Raw genomic sequence first — 20708 nt, forward strand, 5'->3', positions numbered from 1 at the left:
TAATGCCGGTTCCAGGAAAGCCGACTTTAAGATCCGTCCATGGTCGGCGTCTGGCCTTTCGTGGGTCGCGTGGACGAAATAGCCGAAATCCGCGCCGCAGCGTGTGCTCGTACCAAGGCAGGCCTCCTGATCGCAGGTCCGGCGGGGGTCGGCAAGAGCAGGCTCCTCCGCGAGGCGTGCGCGGACCGGGACGTCGTGCCTGTCCAGGCCACCCGGGCGGGCGCCGAGCTCGCGGTGCTGGAGTACCTGTCCCTGGGAGAGCCGGTGGGGCTGGCCACGCTCATCGCGCTCACCTCCGCGGAGGCATGCGAGGCGGTGGAGGAGGCGCAGCTCGCGTCCGTGCTCCGGGACGGCCGCCGGACCCAGATCAGGCTCGCGCACCCGATCTACGGCGAGGTCATCCGCGCGTCCTGCCCGGTGCTGCGGGCCCGTCGTCGCCAGGCGGAGCTGGCGGCGGTGACAAAGACGTACGGCCATCGGCGCCGGGAGGACGTCATGCGGATCGCGGCATGGCGGCTCGAGAGCGGCACCGCCACCGAACCGGGACCGCTGCTGACCGCCGCCGCACTCGCGTACGCGGTGTCCGATCTGTCGCTGGCGCTCCGGCTCGCCGAGGCCGCGGTCGCGGCGGGTGGCGGCCTGGACGCCACCCTCACGCTCGCCCAGTTCAGGATCTGGTCCGCGCAGCCCAGGAGGCCGCCGCCGCACTCGCCCTCGCCGACCTGGCGGACGCCGACGAGTTCCAGCGCACCCGCTACGCCGTGAACCGGGCCATCAACCTTGGCTGGGGACTGGGCCGGCTGGACGAGGCACTGCGCCTCCTCGATGAGGAGGCGGCGCGTCAACCCGTACCGGAGCTCGTCGGGCTCCTCGTCAGCCGAAGCGCCTCGTCTTCCGGACCGACGAGGTCATGGTCCTCAAAGATCCCGGGCAGCCGATCGCGACATCGGAAGCCGACGCACGACTCGAGTCGAAGATGCGCCTCAGCTGAGGACCAGGAACTGCCTCGAATAGACCCAGGACGAAAAAGCCTCAAGGAGCTACACCCGGCCTAATTAGGCCAACCGCGTCAGCGCGAAACGGGGTACCGTGCTTCGTCTGTGGTTTTCATGAGGAGGGTCGCCGTGCTCGCCAAACTCGCCGCTGGCCTGGTCCTAGTCGCCGCGTTGCTGCCCGCTCCGGCCCAAGCGTCCGGAGCGCCGTCCGACCCGACCCGCGCGCAGCTTCGTACGATCGTGGAGAACGTCACCCAGGCGGACGGAAAACGCTATGCGCTGCACGACGACGCCGGCCACACAATGGACACAGTCAAGGTCATCCAGGACAACACCGGTGGTTATCTGGCCGTCTCGCACTTCATGTTCACCGATGGCCATTTCCGGGTCAACCTCGCGACGTCGAGCGACCTGCTGACCTGGCACTGGGTACGCGAGCTCGCCGGTAGTAACACCGGCCCGGCCTCGCAGCCGACCATCGCGCAGGCCTCCAACGGCGGTTTCGTCCTCGCCTGGGAGCAAGAGAATTCGGGCGGCGGCAACAACCATCTCGCCTTCCGTTATTTCGCCAGTCGCACCGACCTGCTCGCCGGCAATGTCTCCCGCTCGTACGACGCGCCGCGGCAGCTGTCGTCCTGCGCGGAAGGTACGCCGAACCTATACTCGATCAAGCTGTCACCGGACATCGACCACTCGACCATCGACGTCGGCGCGCATTACTGGTGGAACTGCGACCGGGACCGTCAGCAGCGGGGAACGCTCACGAACTTCGGCTCCTGGACGACCTCGGCACAACCGAACTTCGACAACGCCCTGCTTTACTGGGGCGTGGGCGGGAACATCGGCGACCGCGACCAGACCGTCTTCCTCGGCTACAGCTTCGGGCTGATCGAAGGTCAGTACACCAAGGGAGACTTCGGCTCCTGGCGGGTCTTCCTGTACGACTACCAGACCGGCAACGCCGATCGCACCACCATCCAAACCGACGGCGGCAGCACGGCGTTCGCGAATCCCACGCTGACGGCGCTGAAGACACCAAGCGGTCAACGCGCCATGCTCGTCACGCTGTTCGTCCCGAGCGAAGGCGCGGCGCCGGGAGAATCCGGCGAGCTGCTCTATTACAAGACCTATTAGTACTGCAACGGCGCCCTTAAAACTGCCGGACCCACCAAGATCAAGTCTCAGGAATCACGATAGGCCGTCGCAGTGCCAGGGCCGCATTTCCTCGCGCGCCAAGCCAGGGTAATCAGTCGAACAGGTCGGCGATGGATGTAGCAATGACGGCGCGGTCAAGCCAGGTGTCGAGTTGCCGCAGATCGGTCCAGGCACAGATGCGAGCACGGGCGTCCTTTGGCACCTCGAAAACCCGCAGGTCAGCCATTGATCAGTACGACCTTTTTTTGACACGGTAGAGGTCACTGGTTCGATCCCAGTATCGCCCACCACGTGAAAGTGCAGGTCAGGAGCCCTGCTTCTCTTCCAGAGAGGCGAGGGGGGTACCGGCGCGTGCACGGCGAACTTCTCGTGCTCGGGGTTAAGGTGGCCGCCTCGACCGTGTGGGAGATCATCAAGGACGCCGGCATCGATCCGGCACCCGAACGGACCTCCACTACGTGGGCCGGCTTCCTGCGTCCCGGGCAGGCGCTCTCTTCGCATGCGACTTCCTGGAAGCCGTGACCCTGTCGGGAGCACGCATGTACGTGCTTGCGGTGATCGAGCACCGTGCCCGCCGGATCCGGATTCTGGGTGCGACCGCGCACCCGACCGCGTCCTGGGTGGTGCGGGCGGCGAAGAACCTGGTCATGGACCTGGAAGACGCCCGGTGCCGGGCACGGTTCCTGATCCGGGACCGCGACGGTAAGTTCCCTGGGCCGTTCGACTCCGTCCTGGCCGATGCGGGAATCGAGATCGTGCTCACCGGAGTTCGGATACCGAGAATGAACGCGATCATGGAGCGGTGGGTGCAGACCTGCCGGCATGAACTGCTTGACCGGACCTTGATCTGGAACCAGCGGCACCTGCTCCACGCCCTACGCTAGTTCGAGGCCTTCTACAACGAGCATCGGCCCCATCGCATCGCCAACGCCCGGCCTGTCCGTCCGCTGCCGCAGCCAATTACCGACCCAGACCAGATCGCCGACCTGGAAATACCGTGTATTTCGAAATCCCGTTCTAGGTAAGATTTTTGGAAATCGCCGGAAGCGCCGAAATGTGTGCCACGCGCGCGGTGTTCGGTGACGAACCAACCGACGCTGAATGACACGATTTCCTACTCAAGCGCGGCAGCACCCTCCTGGGCAAGGCCGCCGCCAAGGCTCGCAAGGTCGGCCACGCCGAACAGCGCCGCCAGACCGCCCGTGTCAAAAGGACGGCACACAAACGCGGTCGATGAACCAGCCAGTCGCCAGGTGCACGGAGCCACCACCCGTGGCTCAGCGGCGCACTGACGGAGGGTAGGCACGATCGCCGGCCGGTTTCCGCGAGTGGTCCGGATGCCGAGGTGCCCAACCAGGGCGGCGCCGGTGTGAGATCTATGGCCGAGAGTCTGCCTGCGGAGCCTGTTTTCCGGCACGGGATTGACCAAGGCCCGCGGCTAAGTGCAGGTAAAAGCATAGACCACCGCGAATCATCGAAAGCTAATGCGAAAGTGAGCTATTGACATATATATGTCAATAGTACGTTAATGTCCCCGGTGGATCCTCCGTCCACTGTCGCCCCGGCGTGCTGGTGGGCGACCTCTACGAGCACGTACAGGAGTTGCGTGTGCGCACCTTTCCTCTGAGAGGGTTCGCTGCAGGGCGGATGGCGTACGCCATTGCAGTCCTCAGCGCCACAGGATTGGCGGTTCTGGGCACCCAGGCACCGGCCTCCGCGGCGGAGCCGAGACCCCGTCCTCGGTGGCAAGCTCTACCTGATCGGCGGCTGCGACACCGGCTGCGGCGTCACCGACGCCAGCGTCTACAACCCGGCCACCGACAGCTGGAGCCAGATCGCCCCCTACCCCGAGCCGGTCGGCTGGACCTCCTGCGCCGGCATCGACGGCAAGATCTACTGCGCCGGCGGCACCACCACCGGCGGTGACATCAAGCACGCCTACGTCTACGACCCGGCCACCGACATCTGGTCCAAGCTGCCCGACATGCCCGTCGCGCTGTGGGGCTCCGCGTACGCCACGGCCAACGGCCTGCTGATGATCTCCGGCGGCGTCAACGGCAACGCCGCCACCAACCAGGGCGTCGCCTACCATCCGCAGACCGGCACCTGGAGCACCCTGCCGAACGCCACCACCCCGACCTACCGGTCCGCCGGTGCTCCCGGCTTCTACAAGATCGGCGGCTCGACCGGCGGAATCACACCCACCTCGGCCGTGGAGACCCTCCCCGGATTCGGCGTCGACCCCAGCGCCAACGTCCCATGGCTGCGCGAGTCCACCAAGCAACTGACCCTGCCGCCCCGTGCCCAGGCGACCGTCAGGGTCACCCTGGACTCCGGCGTTCCACAGATCAGCCAACCCGGTGGCTACAGCGCCCAGCTCGTGTTCGGCAGCACCACCCCGTACACCTTGCCGGCGGCTCCGGTGACGCTGCACGTCGCCCCACCGAAGTCCCAGAGCCCGGCCACCGGAGCGAGGTGAACCTCAAGACAGGAGCCAAGGTCACTGAGAACATCACCCTGACTCGGAAGTAACCCAACAACCACAATTCCAGTGCCGGGCCGGCCCTCGGGAGCCGGCCCGGCACCGGCACGCTTACGCCCAGAGGATGTCCCGCTCGAAAATTGGGGTCCGGGCACTGACCCGCAGGTTCAGGCAGGAGTGGGGCCTAGGCATTTCATAGGCACCCGATCGGCATCGCCCTACCAGCCGCGTGCCCAAGTTCTGTCCACACCGGCCTTGAGCCGGCTAAAGATCGCCGCTGCCTGGCTCCGGGTCGAGCGCCGACAGAACGAGTTCCGCGACCGTATTGACCAGAGCCGTACCCCTTGCACGGCTGACGACGCTGATCGTGCATTGCGACTGAACGTCGTCTCAGGCCCGGAAGAACCGCAGATCACAACCGTGCTCCCCCGGTTCGTGCTCCCACTGCTCCCGCCCGGAGCACCGAGCGGCGGGAGCACACATGGTTCCCGAACCGTCCCGAACATGCGCCAACAACCAGCATCCGGCGACACTGACCTGCGACATCTCGAAAACCAGCAGGTCAGGGCATGATCGGTACGATCTTGACACGGTAGAGGTCACTGGTTCAATCCCAGTATCGCCCACCACATCAATGCAGGTCAGGCCATGCGCCTGGCGTACTTGGCCTGGTGATTCCTCCGCATGGACACCGCCTTTCACAGACCTGCTGCTCCCGATCGGCGGTCAAGCGCAGGAGGTCCCAGATCAGATCGGGCCGCATCAAGGTGTTCTACTCTGGCCAACGCGGCCACCGCGTGATCTTCAGTACCAACACACCTGAAGCATCGCAACGGTGGCCGTCTCGCTTACTTGTAGGCATAGGCCAACATCCCAACAGTGAGGCACTCGCCGTCAGGAGGCCTCCGAAACCAAGATCGCGATCTGGAGTACTAGCTAGGGTATGGGATCGGCGATGGATCCAAGGAAACCATCCGCATACATCAATGCTTCGGCGATGTATTTTATGTTTTGACGATCAATCCCCTGCACCACATCAAAGAGAGCGATCTTACACGCCCCGGAGATGCTTGCCGCAATCCGGAGAATTACTGCCTGCTCTTGATCGGCCTCCAGGTCGCCACTGTCGAGCGCAGCAACTGCAGCACCCCACTCGATGCCAGCCGCCGCAGGCGGGTCTTCGTAAGTAACAACGAATTTGAGAAGGTCTCTGTTGCTTAGCCAGTATCCATGCCGGACGAGAAGTTGGACAGATGCCTCGTAGACATAGTTTCCGCCCGCACCTCTCATCAGCAGCGAGGCCAAGTACTCAGCCTCACTTTGGAATTTCAACGTCACTCAACCTCCAATCTATAGCCACCGTAAAGCTTACGAAACGCACCTGGAAGTGACATGGTCAGCAAATCAGGGATCTAAAAGTGACGCCTCACGGCACCTCGACTTCACCCTCGCCTTCTGCGCGGCCAACAAGGCCGGCGTCGCCAGCTCCCCAGTTTGCGATTGCCTCCGGAGCGGGACCCTTGTAGCCAGCTTCGCCATTAGGGTTGCCCGCCAGGGGAACACGCACAGCCCGGCGGTCTGCTGGAGTTTGCCGTTGACGTACAGGCGGATCTGTTTGGTGTCGGTGTCGTAGACGCGGATCATCACCACCTGCCGCAGACGCCGCGGATGAACGCCATCTGCGAACGCGTCATCGGAACCCTCCGCCGCGAACTCCTGGACCGGATCTTGATCCTCGGCGAACGCCATCTGGCCCTGGTGCTCGGCGAGTACCTGACCCATTACAACGCTTCCCGACCGCACCAATCCCGGCGACAACGGCCACCGGACCTTGAAACGCTGCCGACCCGGGACGCAGCCAGCCTCACCGACCTACAGACCATCCGACGAAGACAATCAGCGAATACCACAACGCCGCGTAACCCCAGATCAGACCGCGTAACCCAATAATCGAGCGGCACAGCCTTGAACATCGTCCGTAGACAGGGGCGAGGACTCCAGGCAGAATCGCTGACGGAAATTTCGGCAGTTTCACCGCGAATCGGGGGTTCGGGTGCGCGGCCAGTCAGACGCAGGACTTGGTGCCGCGCTCCGTGCGCGGCGGATCGCGGCTGGGCTCACGCAGGAACAGCTCGCCGAACGATCGGGGATGAGCGTGCGGGCGATTGGGGACCTGGAGCGGGGCAAGGTTTCCAAGCCGCATCGCGAGACGGTGCGACTGCTCGCCGAGGCGCTCGGACTCGACGAGGAGGGAAGTCGAGATCTCATGCGACGCGTCGGCCAGCGAACCCTCGCCGACGGTCCCGCCCTGGATCTGCCGACTCACCCCCCGGCCCGCAATACGATCACGCTTGCCGAGAAGATCAGAGCACCCCGGCCATCGGCCCCGACAGTCTCCATCGACGACTCAGCGAGCACACCGCCAGGCGAGCCGCGCCGATCGCCCTGGCCCGCACCGGCCCAGTTGCCGGCCGACATCCCTGACTTCACCGGACGCGCCGCGGAACTGCAGGCAGTGACCAGCAGTCTGGCCAGCGGTGCAGCATCCGCGAGAGTGACTGTTGTCACCGGTCCGCCAGGGGTGGGGAAGACGGCCCTGGCATTACATGCCGCCCACCGGCTGCGACACATCTTCACCGACGGCACCCTGTTCACCGACCTGCGTGGGGCCGGCACAGCCCCCCGGGACCCTGGGGACGTCCTGAACTCCCTGCTCAGATCACTGGGCGTGCCAGGCCGAACCATTCCTACCGACCTGGCTGATCGGTCGGCGTTGTACCGGTCGATACTTGCCGACCGCGCAGTCCTCCTCTTGCTGGACAATGCCGCCACCAGCGCCCAGGTACGGTCGCTGCTGCCCGGCGGAGGTCCGAGCGCCGCGCTGGTCACTAGCCGCGCCCAACTGACCGGCCTGGTAGGCGCGACCAGGCTCGACTTGCTGCCCATGAGCGAGCTGGAAGCCACCGCCCTGTTCGCGGCCACAGCAGGCCACGGGCGGGTGGCGGGTGACGACACTGCCGTCGCGGACGTGATCACCAACTGCGGCCGGCTACCTCTTGCGGTGCGGATCGCCGGTGCCAAGCTCGCCTCCCGACCGGCATGGTCGGTGCGGCACCTGGCCGACCGGCTGGCCGACAAGCACCGCCGGATGGACGAGCTCCACGTCGAAGACCTCGATGTGCGCGCCAGCCTCATGCTCAGCTATCGCGGGCTTGGACCCGCAGCCGCACAAGCGTTCCGGCTGCTCGCGCTGCTCGACTATCCGGCCTCCTCACTCCGCACAGCGGCCGCCCTGCTCAACGTGCCTGCCTCGGACGCTGAGCACCTCTTGGACCAACTGCTCGATGCCCACCTGGCGACCAACCCGGCACCAGACCGCTACGGCTTCCACGACCTACTCCGCAGCTTCGCCAAAGAGCAGGCGCTCCGTGAAGACCCCGCCGATGTGCGCCGCCGGTCCCTCACCCGTGCCGTCCGCGCCTCCCTCACCGGCCTCGCCGGGCAGGTCCCGCACCCCCGGCCCGACGCAGTGCCCCAGGGAACCGGCCTGACAGCCGAATCTTCGCGCGCCAAGCAGACGGGCGAGGCGGTACCCGACGTCGAGCAGGACAACCTGATCGCCGCGATCATGCTCGTGACCTCCACCCCCGAACTGGATGCCGCCCTTGCCGCAGAGCTCTTGGAACTCCTTCAGCGTCCGCTCGTCCTTTCCGGCCGCTGGGACGATCTGTCCCGCTGCGCGGCCGCCGTTGAGCAGGTCACCGAAGGCTGGGCCCAGGCGACAGCCCAGCGCGTCCGGGCTCGTATCGCGATCCACCGCGACGAGCGGGCCACCGCACGTCGGCTCCTATCCATCACCCTCGAGCAGGCCCGCGCGGCCGGTGATCGCCCCGGAGAAGTCAGCAGCCTCATCCTGTTCGGCACCCTGCATGGCCGCTCCGGCGACCACGACGCGGCCGTCACCACCCTCGAGCGGGCCATCGCGCTCGGGCGGACCGCCAACGTGCCGGTCCAGATGATCATGGCCCACAACTACGCCGGCGAACAGTACCTCCACCTCAACCGGCCCGATACCGCGCTCCACCACCTCCGGACCGGGCTCAGCCTGGCCCGCGACAACAACGACGAGGATCTCACGGCCATGGCGCTCTACCTCATCGGCACCGCCCACAGCCGCCTCGGCGACCACAACACCGCTCTCATCCACCACCATGACGCCCTCCACCTCGCCCAGACGCGCGGCTCGGCCCACAGTGAAGCCATCGCTCGCCTCCACCTCGGCCGAACCCTCCGGGCTGCCGGAAGGCTCGACGAAGCCGACAGAGCGCTCGCCATCGCCGTAGAAGGCTTCCGGGCGCACGGCGACCACCACAGCGCCGCACAAGCACTCGCCGCCGCTAAATCCCTCAGCTCACGCGACACTGGCGGCCCACATGCGAGCCGCGAAGGCCGGGACTGTCCTAAAGATCGTGTGGGTGGGGTGGTGATTCGGAAGGCTGGGGCCGATGCCCCGGCCGGGAAGGATCATCTGTGACCGCTAACGACGAGGACGAGACCATCGGTGGGCTGGATGTGCGACTCGCCGCCGAGCTGATCGAGCGAGCCATCGCAACGGCACCTCACCCAAGACCGTGTCGACCGAGGTCGGGCCGGTGCAGCTGCAAGTGCCACGAGACCGGGCGGGTGAGTTCGAACCGCGGATCGTGCCCAAGCACGCCCGCCGCGTCGCCGGGTTCGATGAATCGATCATCTCCCTTTATGCCAAGGGACTGACCACCGGGGAGTGGCGGATGTGTGCACCGCCTGCTGCGACGGCCTCAAGGGCCTGCCGGAGGCGATCGAGGAGATCTGGCCGCAGGCCACCGTCCAGCAGTGCGTGGTGCACCTAGTGCGAGGAGCTCGGCGGGGCTGGGGATCGCTTTGTATGCAGAAGAGGCCGTGACCAATGGGGTCACGGCCTCGTTGCGGGTATGGGGTCTTAGAGCCATTCGGTATCGGTCAGGTCGCTGCCTGGGAAGCAGCCGAGCCCGTTGTCGAGCGTGATGTAGGTTCCGCTGGCGAAGCTTCCGTGCTTGAGCGTGGCCTGCCACTGGCCGTGCGGGTAGGCGGTGTGGCTGTGGTGGGAGCCTGCCCAGGAGGTGTCGCCCCACAGGTACGGTGAGGCGTTGTAGCTGTAGGAGTAGTTCGGCCCCTCCATGTCGACGTTCCAGTCGATTTGCAGGACGCCGGTGTTGGATTCGAAGCCGGTCTCCATGTTCGCGGGCTGGCCGTTGTACTCGCCGATGTTCACCCAGGCCGTGCCGCAGGACATCGGCTCGTCGGAGGTGTAGGGCCGAAGCCCGCGCGCCCGGGTGGCTGCCAGCGCCTTGGTGTAATACGGCAGCAGCTTGTCCGACGCGACGATCTTGCGTCCGTTGTCGTAGCGCACTGTGATCTTGCGGGTCCTGGCGTGGCCGACGGAGTCGACCGCGACCACCCGGGCGGTGTACATCTTGAGCCGCGTGGAGTAGACGCGCACCGCGTGGCCGGTGTGCGGGCCGGTCGCTGCGGCGAAGGCGTTGGGCCCGGAGGCGAGCAGGGCCAGCGCGGCCGCCGATACCGAGGCGGGAATGAGCCAGTTCTTGACCATGATGTCTCCGCTCGCGGCTTAGCAGGTGTAGACGCTGTTGCTGTGCACGTCCGAGGCGACCGTCCACTGGACGCTGGAGGACATGTTGCTGAAATCGGCCTCCAACATTCCGCCAGTGAAGGCCCAGCCCGTGATGTTGTTGCCGAGGGCCCCGTGCGCGTAGGAGGAGAAGCCCCAGTAGTTGCCGCAGATGCCGCCGCCGTTGAAGCTGATGATGCCGTCTCCGTACTTGGCCGATCCGTCACTGCCGGCCACGCGGTTCTTGAAGTTCATCCCTCGCCCATTGGCACCGTCATTCATCGACGAGTCCAGGGAACAGTTGACGCCGAAAGAGTCGCCCCAGTGGCAGGCGGAAGAGCCGGTCATGTGGATCGAGGTGTTGAAGCCGAGAGCAATTCCGTCGTAGTGCGTGCCGTCGGCCACGTCGGAGAAGTTGTTGGACCAGTGCCACGGTCCGTCGAGGAAGACGTCCTGGGTGCAGGTCTGCGAGTAGATGTACGGAGAGGCGACCGTGAGGCCGTGACTGGTGATGTCTCGCGGGCTGACGACCCCAGCCGACGAGGCGGTCTGCGCCCGGGTCAGGCCGTACTGCGTCGACAGCGCCTCATCGATGCTCTGCTGAGCAGCCCCTGTCCGCCGTTTCCCGGCGATGAAGCGAGCGACATTCGCCGCAGTGGGGGTCTGGTGGGTGGTCGTAAGGCACGGAGTGATGCTCGAACCGGTGGCGGTTCCTGCGGTTGCCGTGCCGGCGATCGTGGTAGCTGCGAGCACTCCCGTGGCGGCGATGGTTCCGATGCGATGAGTGGTCTTCACATGTGGCTCCTGTGGGGGTGGGTGCAACGGCGTGTTCGGCGGATGTTCATGGGAGGAACTGATCGGCTGGTCGAAGTCGACAGAGATCGTTACCGCCTCGAACATCGTCGGTGGAGGGGCGCGGCTACTCCAGGCAGAACCTCTGGCAGAAAAACCGGCAGAAAGATCGGCACTTTCACCTCGGGACCGTTCGAAGGAGTCGGTGCCGAACCCGGCGTCGCGCCGAGACGGCACGTCCCCGCCCGCGCCGCGGCCCGGGATACCTCCCTTAGCTGCACCGCAGCCCGGCACGCCCCATCGCAGCAACGACGCCACGCGCGCGACCCGGCCGGCAGCGGAAACCTGGCCCGACGACGTCAGGCCACCAAGACCATGGACCCCGCCGGCGAGGGCTGGACCCCTGCACCAGTTCTGGCATTCCCGCCTGGCCCATCTCGGCGAGGGACGGATGGTCCGCACCCACGCGCGCGGACCGCTCTTCCTCGCCAACCGCAAACCCGTCCCCGCACGCCGTCCCGGGCCTGAGCACATCGGCCCGTACACCGGCCGGTTCCGCCTCGGCAACGACCGCGTCCGCGTCCTCATGGATAAGCAGATCGGCCTCGATCCCCACCAGCAGTGAGGCCATCGCCGAGATCACCGGAATCCTCGGCCCACCTCGCCGCAACCACTGAACCGGTCTCCCGGAACCCCGCTGCACCAGTCTCGGCGACAGCGGCCTCCGGATACCGAAACCAGGCCGCCCCCGCGCGCAGCCGAGGGAGGTGGTCCCTACGCACCGCAGCCATTCACTCCCCACCAGCCCTGGTCCCCGCGCACGCGGGGGTGATCCCCTCACGGCCGCCTTGGTGGAGTACGCCGATGACTGCTCCCCGCGCACGCGGCGGTGGTCCCAGCTCCGCCTTGACGATCGAGTCCCGGCGGGTCTGCTCCCCGCGCACGCGGGGGTGTTCCCCGACCAGCCCGAGGGAGACGCCCCTCCGCCGCCGTGAACAGGGGGGCATGTGTGCTCGCCGTGTGCTCGGATGCCATGAAACGGGCCGACACGCGGCGGCAGAATTCGGCACCGGAACCGTTGGAGTCGCGGACGAACGGGCATGGATCGATAGTGAGAGCACCGATCTGATACGAGAGCAGCGGACTCTTAATCCGCGGGTCGGGGTTCAAGTCCCTGGCGGCGTACCCGTCCTGACCTGGGCGTTCTCGGTTCCACCGGGAGCGCCCAGTGTCCGTTTTGGGGTAGTGGTTGCTCCGTGGTTGCTCGGATGCCACGATCTTGCCAAACGCAGCCCTGGCTGGCGCCCTGCGGCTCTGTGCTGGGCCTATGTCGCCAACGTCATCGCGGTCGCCCGCCGCTACGCCGCCGCGCGACCGGTGGAGGCGACCGACGACGCTGGCTGTGGCTACGCCGGCCCGGTGCAGGCACCGACCGTGATCGCCGCGCAGGTCGTCGCCTACGCGAGGGCACATCTCGGCAAGCCGTACATCTTCGGCGGCACCGGTCCAGCCGGCTACGACTGTTCCGGGCTCACGATGATGGCGTACCGCGCGGCAGGCATCGCGATCCCACGGCTGTCAGACGCCCAATACTGGTTCGGCGCGAAGGTCCCGCCTGGACAAGAAGCGCCTGGCGACCTCGTCTTCTTCGACTACAAGCCCGGCCACTCCGGCCCAGGTCACATCGGCATCGTCTACGACGTCCCGCGCGGCCTCATGCTCGTCGCCCCTCACACCGGCTCGAATGTGCGCGTCCAGTCCTACCGCGATTACCCCGGCGGATACGTGGGCTTCACCCGGCCCTACGCCCGCCGCCGCTGACCTCGCCAGGCCGGATTTTCCGGCCGGGCGTCGGGCCGTCAGCGGGGCGGCCCGGCACCGCCCACGAGGAGAAAGAGGTGTTGTCCATGCCGAATCCGCAGGGAGTCAGCTGGATCCGCAGGATGAGCGTTCCGCTCACCGCCGTCGCGACGTCGACGGTCATCGCGCCGGCGTTCATCGCTCACCAGATGGACGGAGCCGCCGCGTCATCAGCGGGCGCGACCACACGGCACGCGTCTGGTGGCCGCCCGACGCCGATGTGGTGGTCGGCCAGCTGATCCATCCACGATCGCGGGCCGGACGGAGGGGAGCCGTCCGGCCCGCCTGCCGAAGAACCTAAGTAGCCGTACTTCGCCAGGCCGTCAACTTGCCCAAATATAGTACATAGAGAGCAAAATATGTGAATTCATTAGTAGCGCCGAACTGATGTTGGGTAGATGAACATTGCAGTTAGCTCGGCGGTAACTCAACGCCGCGCTTCACGCCCTTAAGTTCCGATACCAAAGAGGGAGCACCGTTGCGCAACGGACATGTAACACCACTCAAGTCGCCCCCCGGCTATGACCTCAAGATCGCCCAGACCTGTTCTTTCCTCGTCAACGTCGCCTGCGACATGTGCGCGAAATGGATTGCCGCCGGTAAGCCACCCCCCGACAAGTTCACCTGGAAACCCTCGGACAGCTGTCCCATCACCAGCCCGGTGTTTCCCCTCGACAAATGGAAGTTCGTCGGCCCTATCTGGAGCACCTTCACATCCAAGGGCAAAAAGGTCAGCGAACCGTTCGCGATATTCGCCTATGGGCCTGACCCAACAACGGCGTACCTGGCCTTTCGCGGGACGCAGACCGGCGACGACTGGGACGAGGATCTGAAGTTCGATCAGGTGCCCTACACTCCGCCGACGCGCACGCCCATCACGGGAATCAAAGTGGCGCACGGGTTCTATGACGTCTTCAACGGTCTTGACCAGAACGCGTTGAACGCCACGTTCTCAAAGATCGCCAGCGGCCGCGGAAGGCTCACCGTGACCGGGCACAGCCTCGGCTCGACCCTAGCGACCTTGACCGTACCCCTGGCGTACGCCACGGGAATACCGGGCGCGAACATCCTGCTTCACGCTCAGGCCAGCCCCAAGGTCGGGAACTCCCAGTTCCAGGCCTACTACAACGACCTGGGCGTGCCGACGTTCCGGCTCGTGAACACCTCCGACGTGGTGCCCAAGATGCCCCCGGGGCCATATGTTCCGGTCGGCCTCGAGGCCCCGTACGATGCCGCCTACCCGACCGAGGCGGAATGCCATAATCCCTGCTGTTCGTATTCCTACGCTGTGTTTCACCCCGACGATCCCTACAACCCGGACATGGACACGTGCATGGCCCGGTCGGAGCCCGAGATGCGCGTCGAAAAGCTCTGAGGCCGTCGCGCGCCCAGGGGTGTCCGGTGGATCTCCGTCCGGCTGGACGCCGCTCGCTAACAAGATCCACTGGACACCCCTAGGCCGCCGCGCCCGCCTTCGCCTTGGCCTCGCGCACGCCGCGCAACGCGCCGGACCAGGCGATGACCTGGTCGAGCATGCCGCGGACAGCGACGTCGAGGCCCTCCACCGGGACGAAGGCGCCGGTCGAGAACGCGGGGATCAAGGCGACGGCGGGCTGCGCGCGGACCGTGGCCACCTGGAGCTCGGCGAGCACGAGCCGCAGCGCCTCGGCAGCCCGGACCCCCGCGGCCCATCCGCCGTAGCTGACGATGCCGGCGGCCTTGTCGTTCCACTCCCGGTAAACGTAGTCCAGCGCGTTCTTGATCGCGCCGGAGAAGCGCAACCAGCTGGTCATCCAGCTGCTGAACCGCACCCGGGCCGCGGCGGTCCGGGCCTGCAAGACCCCCGAAGGCGAGTACGCCAAGGACACCTGGGACCTGGTGCCGTTCGGCCACCGCGGCAACCTGGTGTTCACCAAGATCGGCCAGCCCTGGCTGCGGGAGGCGGCCAAGCGGTGGGCTCGGGACTACCTGTCGACGGTCCGTTCGCGCAGCACCAACTCCCACGTCCAGCAGCACCTGCACGGCTTGGCCAGTCTGTCGGAGAGCCTGCGGGCCCGCCCGGACCGTGGTCTGGACCCGGCCGCGCTCGCGCGAGCCGACATCGAGAACTGGCTGAACCGGACACGGTTCCTGCAGGAACACGGCAGGCTCGGGGCTGCCACGCGCTGGACCTACCTGCGTCATGTCCGCCACATTCTGCGCCAGGTCCGCGCCTTGGGCTTGACCCGTCCGGGTGAGCCGATGGCGGGGCTGCCGGATGACTTTCATCCTCACCACGGCCGATGTTCCCAAGCCGCCGACGGCCTCGGAGGAGGCGCAGGACCTGCCGCCGGAGGTGATGCGCCAGCTGTGCGCCCACTTGGATGTTCTGGAAGCTCACACGTGCAGGGAGATGCGGGTCGCCGTCGAGCTGTTGATGGACACCGGCCGGCGTCCCGATGAGATCTGCAGACTCGCCTACGACTGCCTGACCCGTGACAGGCAGGGCAAGCCCGTGCTGGCCTACGACAACTTCAAGGAACAGCGGATCCGCCGGGAGCTGCCGATCCATGAGCCGACCGCGGCGTTGATCCGGGCCCAGCAGGAACGCGTGCGAGGCCGCTACCCAGACCGGGACCTGCGCAAGCTCGTGCTGCTGCCGGCCGTGGTGATGAACCCGTGCGGCGACAAGAGCATCGGGTCCAACCACCTGTCGAACATGCACCGTGAATGGGTGGAAGGTCTGCCGGAGATCCGGCTCGATGACGGCACCGTCTTCGACACCGAGAAGATCTTCCCCTACGCCTATCGTCATTCCTTCGCTCAGCGTCACGCCGACGCGGGAGTCGGCATCGATGTGCTGGCCGGTCTACTCGACCACGATTCCTTCGAGTCGACGCGCGCCTACTACAAGGTCAAAGAAGTACGGCTCCGCCAGGCCGTCGACAAGGTCACCACCTTGCAGTTCGACCGGCACGGCCGGCGGATCTGGGGCGCGGTGACCTCCCTGCTGGCCGCGGAGCGGACCCGTAAGGCGATCGGCACGGTCGTCGTCCCGTTCGGCACCTGCTCCGAGCCGTCCAACGTCGCCGCCGGCGGCGGTCATTGCCCGCTGCGGTTCCGCTGCGTCGGCTGCGACCACTTCAGCACCGACGTCTCCTACCTGCCTGAGCTGCGCGCCTACCTCGATGACCTGCTCCGCAACCGGGAACGGCTCCGCTCGATGCCCGAGGCCGACGCCTGGGCCGTCGCCGAGGCCGCCCCATCCGATGAGGAGATCAACCGGATACGGCGCCTGATCCGCCGCATCACCGAGGAGGTCGACAAGCTCACCGACGCCGAACGCCAGCAGATCCAGCAGGCAGCCGCGACCGTTCGCAAGACCCTCCAAGGTTTCCTCGGCATACCCCGCATCCACCAGCCACTGCCCGATCTACGACCGGAGCGACCCGCGTGAGCTCACCCACGACCGCCCACGAGTCGGCCGTCCAGGCGATGCTGGACGGACGCCGAGCCGACACCGGCCGCCGCCGCGGACGCGTCATCGCCGCGCTCAACCAGGCCGCCCGCGACGGCAGCGACATCACCGTCTCGCAGATCGCACGGCTCACGGGTGTGGACCGGACCTTCCTCTACCGGCACCGTGACTTGCTCGCCCAGGTCCACGCGCACGCCGCCGAGCCGTCCGCCACGCCGGGCGGCAAGGGGCCGGTCGTCTCCCGCGCCTCGCTCCAGGCCGATCTGCTGGCCGAGCACTCCCGCACCGCCCGCCTCGCCGCCCAGGTCCGCCAACTGGAGAAACGTCTCAGCGAGGCCCTCGGCGAACAGGTCTACCGCCAGGCCGGGATCGGCGGAGGCGACGACATCGACCAGCTCAAGGCCCGCATCACCACCCTGGAACAGCAGGTGGTTGACCTTGAATTGCAGCTTCAAGACCGCGATGAGGACCTGGCCGCCGCCCGCGGGGCCAACCGCGAGCTCATGGCCCAGCTCAACCGCGGACGCGACGCATCCACCCCCGACTGAACCATCAGCGGCGGCCGTACCGAGCGCGCGGTCAACTGCCGTAGGCGTATCCGGCGGCGCTCTTGGCCTCGGCCGGGTCACGGTGGCGCCTGCTGCGGTACCACCGCCTGCTGCACCTCTAACGAGCAGGCCATCGACCCCGCCCTCTTGCCGAGGGTGTCGGCGTGTGTCTTGACCACGTACACCTCCCAGGGCTCCTGACCGGGGCCGTGGATCCAGACCTTGTCCTGCAGTGCATAGCAGCAGGAGGTGTCGTTCTCCTCGAACGTGTGGCTCTGTCGTTGACTTCGGGCACCGGGTGTCGTTCATCTCCGGCACCGTTCCGCGATTGAACGAATGTCCATGAGTTCGGGCACCGCTTGATCAGCGAGCACCAGTTACATTCCCTCCCTATGATTACGCAAAGTATTCGTCATGTCACTTTCTGTACATGAAGCTGATGACTGCTGCGGCCGTGGCCGCCGCATCCCTGCTCGCCTTCGCTCCCAACGCCGCCGCTGCGGGCCCCGCGTCCAAGGGCTCCGTCAAGGCCTACCAGCTCACCAGGGTCGAACCGAACGTGGTAGAGGCCAGTGAGTCGATGTACTGCTCCTCCGACGACACCGTCACCCTGGAGGTCAGCGTCAACCAGACCGTCACCAGCCCCGACGATCCCCACCCCACCGGCCACAGCAAGACCACGGTGCCGTGCAGTACCCGTCTCGAGCAGCGGACGGTCCGCGTGCCCATGAACGGGCCCGTCACGGTCGGCCGCGCGGCCGTCGTCATCACCAAGATGTCCAACAGCGCGGGCAGCGTGATTTACAACGACGCCAACATGCTGCCGATCTGGCCCTAGAACGGCTGGGGCGACGGCCCCTTTGGGTGGCCCGGGGCGCTGAACCGGCACCCCGGGCCACACCCGGCTCGTCCCCGCACACCGACGTGCGCGCACGCAAGGTCTCCCGAAAACGCGAGACCCTCGCGACACCAAGATGTCTGGCCATATGACGGCGTCCAACCCCGCCCTGGCGGTCTACAACAACGCGCTCCACCTCGTCCACCGCGAGGGCATTGACCCCCGCATCGCGGTCGAGGTGGAAGCCCTCACCCCCGGCCTGCTGCGAAGCCGACTCAACGATGCGATCGAGACCCTGGTCGACGACGTCCGGCAGTGGAACATCCAGTCCAGGACCGAAGAGGCCGAGCGGAAACCGCTGCGCTCCCTGCAAGGAGCAGTGAAGAAGAGACGACGAGTCTGAGTAGCCCGCTTCTCCGATGGCGAGGAGCGCACCGGTCCCCGGGGCTTGGCCGGTGCCCGATCGCCTGCTGGTTGGGGTGCGCCGGGTGACGGGCCACCTTCAAGACGACACCAAATATATCCCAACGTAATCGCATGACTACGTCTAGTGATGGGTAGGTGGGTGCTGGAAGCAACCCCCATCCGGAAGGAAGCCGCATGACCACACCACAGAGTCTCCTGCCTCACCTGTCCGCTCCGGTGGAGCGGACCATCACCGGAGCCGCGTCGCTCGACGCCGCCAGCGTCGAGCAGTCGATCCAATTTCCCGTCCATCCCTTCGCCGGCGACGACGACGAGTAGCAGCCGAGTGAACCAGTGAGGGCCGGCGCGGAGTGCCTGGCACTTCGCCGGCCCTCACCCGGGCTAGTTGGCGGTGCAGGCGCACACCGGTCACGAAAGGGGGGCTGTTCGGGTGGGTGGGTTGTCGGCGGTTGCGGGGCTGGAGCGGTTGTGGCGGCTGACGACGGGCGATCGGCGTGTCGGGGTGGCCGTGATCGACGGCGCGGTCGATGACGGCCATGCCGCGCTGGCCGGAGCCGGCATCATGCGGGCGCGGGGCGATTGGCCCGCCGAGGACCTCACCGGCGTCAAAGCCGCGCACGGCACTGCCGTGGCCAGTGTCTTGTTCGGCCGGCATGACGGTCCGGTCCCGGGTGTGGCGCCGGGCTGCCGTGCAGTGAGCGTGCCCGCCTTCTGCGACCAGCGGCGGACCTCGCAACTGGACTTGGCACGCGCCATCGAGACCGCGGCCGACACCGGCGTCCACGTGATCAACATCAGCGGCGGGCAACTGGCCGCCGCCGAAGAAGCCGAAGCCCTGCTGACCCGCGCGGTGCGCCAGTGCACCGAGCAGGGTGTGCTGGTGGTGGCTGCGGCCGGTAACGACGGCTGCCGGTGCGACCACGTGCCCGCCGCGTTGCCCGGCGTGCTGGCCGTAGGAGCCTGCGACGATGCCGGACGGCCGCTGCCGATCAGCAACTTCGGTCCCGGCAACAGCCGCCGGGGCCTGCTGGCTCCCGGCCACGATGTCTTGGTGGCGGTGCCCGGCGGCGGCACGACCCGGATGAGCGGCACCAGCCTGGCCACCCCGATCGTGTCCGGCGTGGCCGCGCTGCTACTGAGCCTGCAACTGTCCCGCGAGGGCCGATGCGACCCGATCGCCGTCGGCGACCTCCTGCTGAAGACCGCCGACCCCTGCGACCTGGGCCAGGCCGGGGCGTGCGCCCGGTATCTGGCCGGAACACTCAACATCACGAAAGCGGTGAACGCTATGACCTCCACTCCCCCCGCCACCTCCGACCCCACCCCCGGCCGGGAGACGATCGCCGTATCCGGTACGGAACAGGCCCCGCCCTACACGGGCGAGCCGGTCCTGTCCGGCTGCGACTGCACCCCCACCTCCGCCCCGGCCCCGGCCCCGGCCGCGCAGGCCACGCCCCCGTATGAGACAGCCGGGCCACAGACGGCGACCCCGTCTGCCCCGGCGCACACGGCGGCCGGGCCGCAGATGGCGGACCTGCCCGCCCCGGCGGCGCCGCTGGTTGCGCCGGCCGCGCCGCTGGTTGCGCCGGCCGCGGCCGGGGTGCTCCCGTCGGGTGAGGACGCGGGAACACAGGTGCGGCGGCTGGTGTACGCACTGGGCGGGCTGGGCTATGACTTCGGCACCGAGGCGCGCCGCGACACCTTCAAACAGCTCATGCCGCCCGTCGACGTCGACGGGGTACCGCTGCCCGCCAACCCTTATGACCCGCGGCAGATGGTGGACTATCTGACCGCCAACCCTTCTGAGGCCCGGCCGCTGATCTGGACGCTCAACCTCGACCTCACCCCGATCTACGCCATCGAACCGGTGAGCGGCTACGCACCTGGGGTATACGAGCGGCTGGTGGAGTTCCTGGCCCGCCAGCTCCTGGCCGACGACAGCACCGACTTCGTCGACCGGGTGTCGGTGCCCGGCCGGTTGCCCGGCCGCACCGTCAAGCTGTTCTCCGGGCAGGTCGTGCCGGTGGTGGAGATCGACCTGAACCGCGGTCTGTACGGCTGGTCGGTGGCCAGCCTGGCCCACGCCGTCGCCGACTGCGGGGTGCCCGAACACAACCAGCGCGTTCACCCGCGCGACGACGGCGACCTACAGGACGCGGTGGCCGACTTCCTCACGCGCATCTACTACGACCTGCGTAACTTCGGCGCCACCTCCCGCGACCGGGCGCTGAACTTCGCCGCCACCAACGCCGTCCAAGCCCGCGAGACCCTGGCCCAGGCACTCGGACGGGGGATGGCGCTGCAGGACATCGATGTGGAGAAAAGCCCCTACGCGCGGCCCGACAGCGACTGCTGGGACGTCAAACTGCGTTTCTTCGACCCCGACAACAGCCGCCGCGCCAAACGCGTCTACCGCTTCACCATCGACGTCAAAGACGTCCTGCCGGTCACCATCGGCGAGGTCCGCAGCTGGCCCGAAGCCTGACCCGAACCCCCGCGAAAGGACTG

The 20708-nt window shown here is 67.0% G+C and carries 24 protein-coding genes, 1 tRNA gene and 2 pseudogenes; 20 read left to right on the top strand and 7 right to left on the bottom strand.

What is annotated here, in order from left to right; all coding sequences use genetic code 11:
- The first annotated feature begins 69 nt into the window (after positions 1-69).
- Together NE236_RS26305 and NE236_RS26310 are read left to right on the top strand one after the other, a co-directional pair.
- Entirely contained in the window at positions 70-765 is a 696-nt protein-coding gene (locus NE236_RS26305) for a P-loop NTPase family protein (RefSeq protein WP_252844821.1), read from the top strand.
- A 359-nt stretch (positions 766-1124) separates the two neighbouring features.
- Positions 1125-2129, top strand: coding sequence for a hypothetical protein (locus tag NE236_RS26310; RefSeq protein ID WP_252844822.1), 1005 nt, complete (start codon positions 1125-1127; stop codon positions 2127-2129).
- A 112-nt stretch (positions 2130-2241) separates the two neighbouring features.
- Here NE236_RS26310 and NE236_RS43820 read toward each other — a convergent pair whose 3' ends face one another.
- A complete protein-coding gene (locus NE236_RS43820; protein ID WP_289850898.1) occupies positions 2242-2376 on the bottom strand; it encodes a hypothetical protein in 135 nt (44 codons plus the stop codon).
- 125 nt (positions 2377-2501) lie between these two features.
- On the opposite strand from NE236_RS43820, the gene NE236_RS26315 reads away from it, so the two are divergent.
- The 3 genes from NE236_RS26315 to NE236_RS26325 all read left to right on the top strand — a co-directional run bounded on the left by NE236_RS26315 (position 2502) and on the right by NE236_RS26325 (position 4629).
- Positions 2502-2672, top strand: a complete 171-nt coding sequence (locus NE236_RS26315; protein ID WP_252844823.1) for a hypothetical protein — start codon at positions 2502-2504, stop codon at positions 2670-2672.
- 17 nt (positions 2673-2689) lie between these two features.
- Positions 2690-3034 (top strand): hypothetical protein, encoded by a 345-nt coding sequence (locus tag NE236_RS26320; RefSeq protein WP_252844824.1) that lies wholly within the window; start codon positions 2690-2692, stop codon positions 3032-3034.
- Positions 3035-3810: 776 nt separating this feature from the next.
- On the top strand, positions 3811-4629 hold the full coding sequence (locus NE236_RS26325; RefSeq protein ID WP_252844825.1) for a Kelch repeat-containing protein: 819 nt from the start codon (positions 3811-3813) through the stop codon (positions 4627-4629).
- 939 nt (positions 4630-5568) lie between these two features.
- On the opposite strand, the gene NE236_RS26330 is transcribed toward NE236_RS26325, so the two are convergent.
- Both NE236_RS26330 and NE236_RS26335 read right to left on the bottom strand, forming a co-directional pair.
- A complete protein-coding gene (locus NE236_RS26330) occupies positions 5569-5970 on the bottom strand; it encodes a hypothetical protein (protein ID WP_252844826.1) in 402 nt (133 codons plus the stop codon).
- A gap of 66 nt (positions 5971-6036) precedes the next feature.
- Positions 6037-6414, bottom strand: coding sequence for a hypothetical protein (locus tag NE236_RS26335; protein ID WP_252844827.1), 378 nt, complete (start codon positions 6412-6414; stop codon positions 6037-6039).
- On the opposite strand from NE236_RS26335, the gene NE236_RS45230 reads away from it, so the two are divergent.
- The 3 genes and pseudogenes from NE236_RS45230 to NE236_RS26345 form a co-directional block, all read left to right on the top strand.
- A complete protein-coding gene (locus NE236_RS45230) occupies positions 6301-6582 on the top strand; it encodes an integrase core domain-containing protein (protein WP_372494441.1) in 282 nt (93 codons plus the stop codon). The genes NE236_RS26335 and NE236_RS45230 overlap by 114 nt on opposite strands.
- A gap of 103 nt (positions 6583-6685) precedes the next feature.
- Entirely contained in the window at positions 6686-9166 is a 2481-nt protein-coding gene (locus NE236_RS44670; RefSeq protein WP_252844828.1) for an ATP-binding protein, read from the top strand.
- 73 nt (positions 9167-9239) lie between these two features.
- A pseudogene (locus NE236_RS26345) lies at positions 9240-9538 on the top strand (transposase); the annotation flags it as partial.
- A gap of 72 nt (positions 9539-9610) precedes the next feature.
- Here the strand turns inward: NE236_RS26345 and NE236_RS26350 are convergent.
- Positions 9611-10261 (bottom strand): hypothetical protein, encoded by a 651-nt coding sequence (locus tag NE236_RS26350; RefSeq protein ID WP_252844829.1) that lies wholly within the window; start codon positions 10259-10261, stop codon positions 9611-9613.
- Positions 10262-10279: 18 nt separating this feature from the next.
- Entirely contained in the window at positions 10280-11074 is a 795-nt protein-coding gene (locus NE236_RS26355) for a hypothetical protein (RefSeq protein WP_252844830.1), read from the bottom strand.
- A 448-nt stretch (positions 11075-11522) separates the two neighbouring features.
- On the opposite strand from NE236_RS26355, the gene NE236_RS26360 reads away from it, so the two are divergent.
- From NE236_RS26360 to NE236_RS26380, 5 genes are all read left to right on the top strand, one after another.
- On the top strand, positions 11523-11696 hold the full coding sequence (locus NE236_RS26360) for a hypothetical protein (RefSeq protein WP_252844831.1): 174 nt from the start codon (positions 11523-11525) through the stop codon (positions 11694-11696).
- A gap of 469 nt (positions 11697-12165) precedes the next feature.
- A tRNA-Lys gene (locus NE236_RS26365) sits at positions 12166-12256 on the top strand.
- 75 nt (positions 12257-12331) lie between these two features.
- Positions 12332-12892: a C40 family peptidase gene (locus NE236_RS26370; RefSeq protein ID WP_252844832.1), complete on the top strand. Its 561-nt coding sequence runs from the start codon at positions 12332-12334 to the stop codon at positions 12890-12892.
- 86 nt (positions 12893-12978) lie between these two features.
- Complete coding sequence (locus tag NE236_RS26375) at positions 12979-13170, top strand: hypothetical protein (RefSeq protein ID WP_252844833.1); 192 nt, start codon at positions 12979-12981, stop codon at positions 13168-13170.
- A gap of 239 nt (positions 13171-13409) precedes the next feature.
- Positions 13410-14306, top strand: coding sequence for a lipase family protein (locus NE236_RS26380; protein WP_252844834.1), 897 nt, complete (start codon positions 13410-13412; stop codon positions 14304-14306).
- Positions 14307-14385: 79 nt separating this feature from the next.
- On the opposite strand, the gene NE236_RS26385 is transcribed toward NE236_RS26380, so the two are convergent.
- Positions 14386-14724 (bottom strand): NADPH-dependent FMN reductase, encoded by a 339-nt coding sequence (locus tag NE236_RS26385; protein ID WP_252844835.1) that lies wholly within the window; start codon positions 14722-14724, stop codon positions 14386-14388.
- On the opposite strand from NE236_RS26385, the gene NE236_RS26390 reads away from it, so the two are divergent.
- The 3 genes from NE236_RS26390 to NE236_RS26400 are packed head-to-tail and all read left to right on the top strand — an operon-like array spanning position 14690 to position 16936.
- Complete coding sequence (locus tag NE236_RS26390) at positions 14690-15373, top strand: hypothetical protein (protein WP_252844903.1); 684 nt, start codon at positions 14690-14692, stop codon at positions 15371-15373. The two genes, NE236_RS26385 and NE236_RS26390, sit on opposite strands and share 35 nt — an antisense overlap.
- Positions 15270-16367 carry a tyrosine-type recombinase/integrase gene (locus NE236_RS26395; protein WP_252844899.1) on the top strand — a complete coding sequence of 366 codons (1098 nt, stop codon included), beginning with the start codon at positions 15270-15272 and terminating at the stop codon, positions 16365-16367. Before NE236_RS26390 ends, NE236_RS26395 begins: the two co-directional genes overlap by 104 nt.
- On the top strand, positions 16364-16936 hold the full coding sequence (locus NE236_RS26400) for a DUF6262 family protein (RefSeq protein WP_252844836.1): 573 nt from the start codon (positions 16364-16366) through the stop codon (positions 16934-16936). The genes NE236_RS26395 and NE236_RS26400 overlap by 4 nt, the downstream gene beginning before the upstream one ends.
- 77 nt (positions 16937-17013) lie before the next feature.
- Here NE236_RS26400 and NE236_RS26405 read toward each other — a convergent pair.
- Positions 17014-17205, bottom strand: a pseudogene (locus NE236_RS26405) (glyoxalase/bleomycin resistance/dioxygenase family protein); the annotation flags it as partial.
- Positions 17206-17366: 161 nt separating this feature from the next.
- Here NE236_RS26405 and NE236_RS26410 point away from each other — a divergent pair.
- From NE236_RS26410 to NE236_RS26425, 4 genes are all read left to right on the top strand, one after another.
- Positions 17367-17774 carry a hypothetical protein gene (locus tag NE236_RS26410; RefSeq protein WP_252844837.1) on the top strand — a complete coding sequence of 136 codons (408 nt, stop codon included), beginning with the start codon at positions 17367-17369 and terminating at the stop codon, positions 17772-17774.
- 148 nt (positions 17775-17922) lie between these two features.
- Complete coding sequence (locus NE236_RS26415; protein WP_252844838.1) at positions 17923-18177, top strand: hypothetical protein; 255 nt, start codon at positions 17923-17925, stop codon at positions 18175-18177.
- A gap of 197 nt (positions 18178-18374) precedes the next feature.
- Entirely contained in the window at positions 18375-18518 is a 144-nt protein-coding gene (locus NE236_RS26420) for a hypothetical protein (RefSeq protein WP_252844839.1), read from the top strand.
- Between the two features lie 121 nt (positions 18519-18639).
- Positions 18640-20685, top strand: a complete 2046-nt coding sequence (locus NE236_RS26425; RefSeq protein ID WP_252844840.1) for a PatA/PatG family cyanobactin maturation protease — start codon at positions 18640-18642, stop codon at positions 20683-20685.
- Positions 20686-20708 lie beyond the last annotated feature (23 nt).

This window comes from Actinoallomurus purpureus (genome assembly GCF_024055795.1).
Classification (GTDB): Bacteria; Actinomycetota; Actinomycetes; order Streptosporangiales; family Streptosporangiaceae; genus Actinoallomurus; species Actinoallomurus purpureus.

What these genes read in the sequence shown, in the direction of transcription:
- NE236_RS43820 (WP_289850898.1), bottom strand. Translation starts at nt 2,376, where the DNA reads ATGGCTGACCTGCGGGTTTTCGAGGTGCCAAAGGACGCCCGTGCTCGC.
- NE236_RS26320 (WP_252844824.1), top strand. Translation starts at nt 2,690, where the DNA reads ATGTACGTGCTTGCGGTGATCGAGCACCGTGCCCGCCGGATCCGGATT.
- NE236_RS45230 (WP_372494441.1), top strand. Translation starts at nt 6,301, where the DNA reads ATGAACGCCATCTGCGAACGCGTCATCGGAACCCTCCGCCGCGAACTC.
- NE236_RS26335 (WP_252844827.1), bottom strand. Translation starts at nt 6,414, where the DNA reads ATGGGTCAGGTACTCGCCGAGCACCAGGGCCAGATGGCGTTCGCCGAG.
- NE236_RS26350 (WP_252844829.1), bottom strand. Translation starts at nt 10,261, where the DNA reads ATGGTCAAGAACTGGCTCATTCCCGCCTCGGTATCGGCGGCCGCGCTG.
- NE236_RS26360 (WP_252844831.1), top strand. Translation starts at nt 11,523, where the DNA reads ATGGTCCGCACCCACGCGCGCGGACCGCTCTTCCTCGCCAACCGCAAA.
- NE236_RS26375 (WP_252844833.1), top strand. Translation starts at nt 12,979, where the DNA reads ATGCCGAATCCGCAGGGAGTCAGCTGGATCCGCAGGATGAGCGTTCCG.
- NE236_RS26385 (WP_252844835.1), bottom strand. Translation starts at nt 14,724, where the DNA reads ATGACCAGCTGGTTGCGCTTCTCCGGCGCGATCAAGAACGCGCTGGAC.
- NE236_RS26395 (WP_252844899.1), top strand. Translation starts at nt 15,270, where the DNA reads ATGCGCCAGCTGTGCGCCCACTTGGATGTTCTGGAAGCTCACACGTGC.
- NE236_RS26410 (WP_252844837.1), top strand. Translation starts at nt 17,367, where the DNA reads ATGAAGCTGATGACTGCTGCGGCCGTGGCCGCCGCATCCCTGCTCGCC.
- NE236_RS26415 (WP_252844838.1), top strand. Translation starts at nt 17,923, where the DNA reads ATGACGGCGTCCAACCCCGCCCTGGCGGTCTACAACAACGCGCTCCAC.
- NE236_RS26420 (WP_252844839.1), top strand. Translation starts at nt 18,375, where the DNA reads ATGACCACACCACAGAGTCTCCTGCCTCACCTGTCCGCTCCGGTGGAG.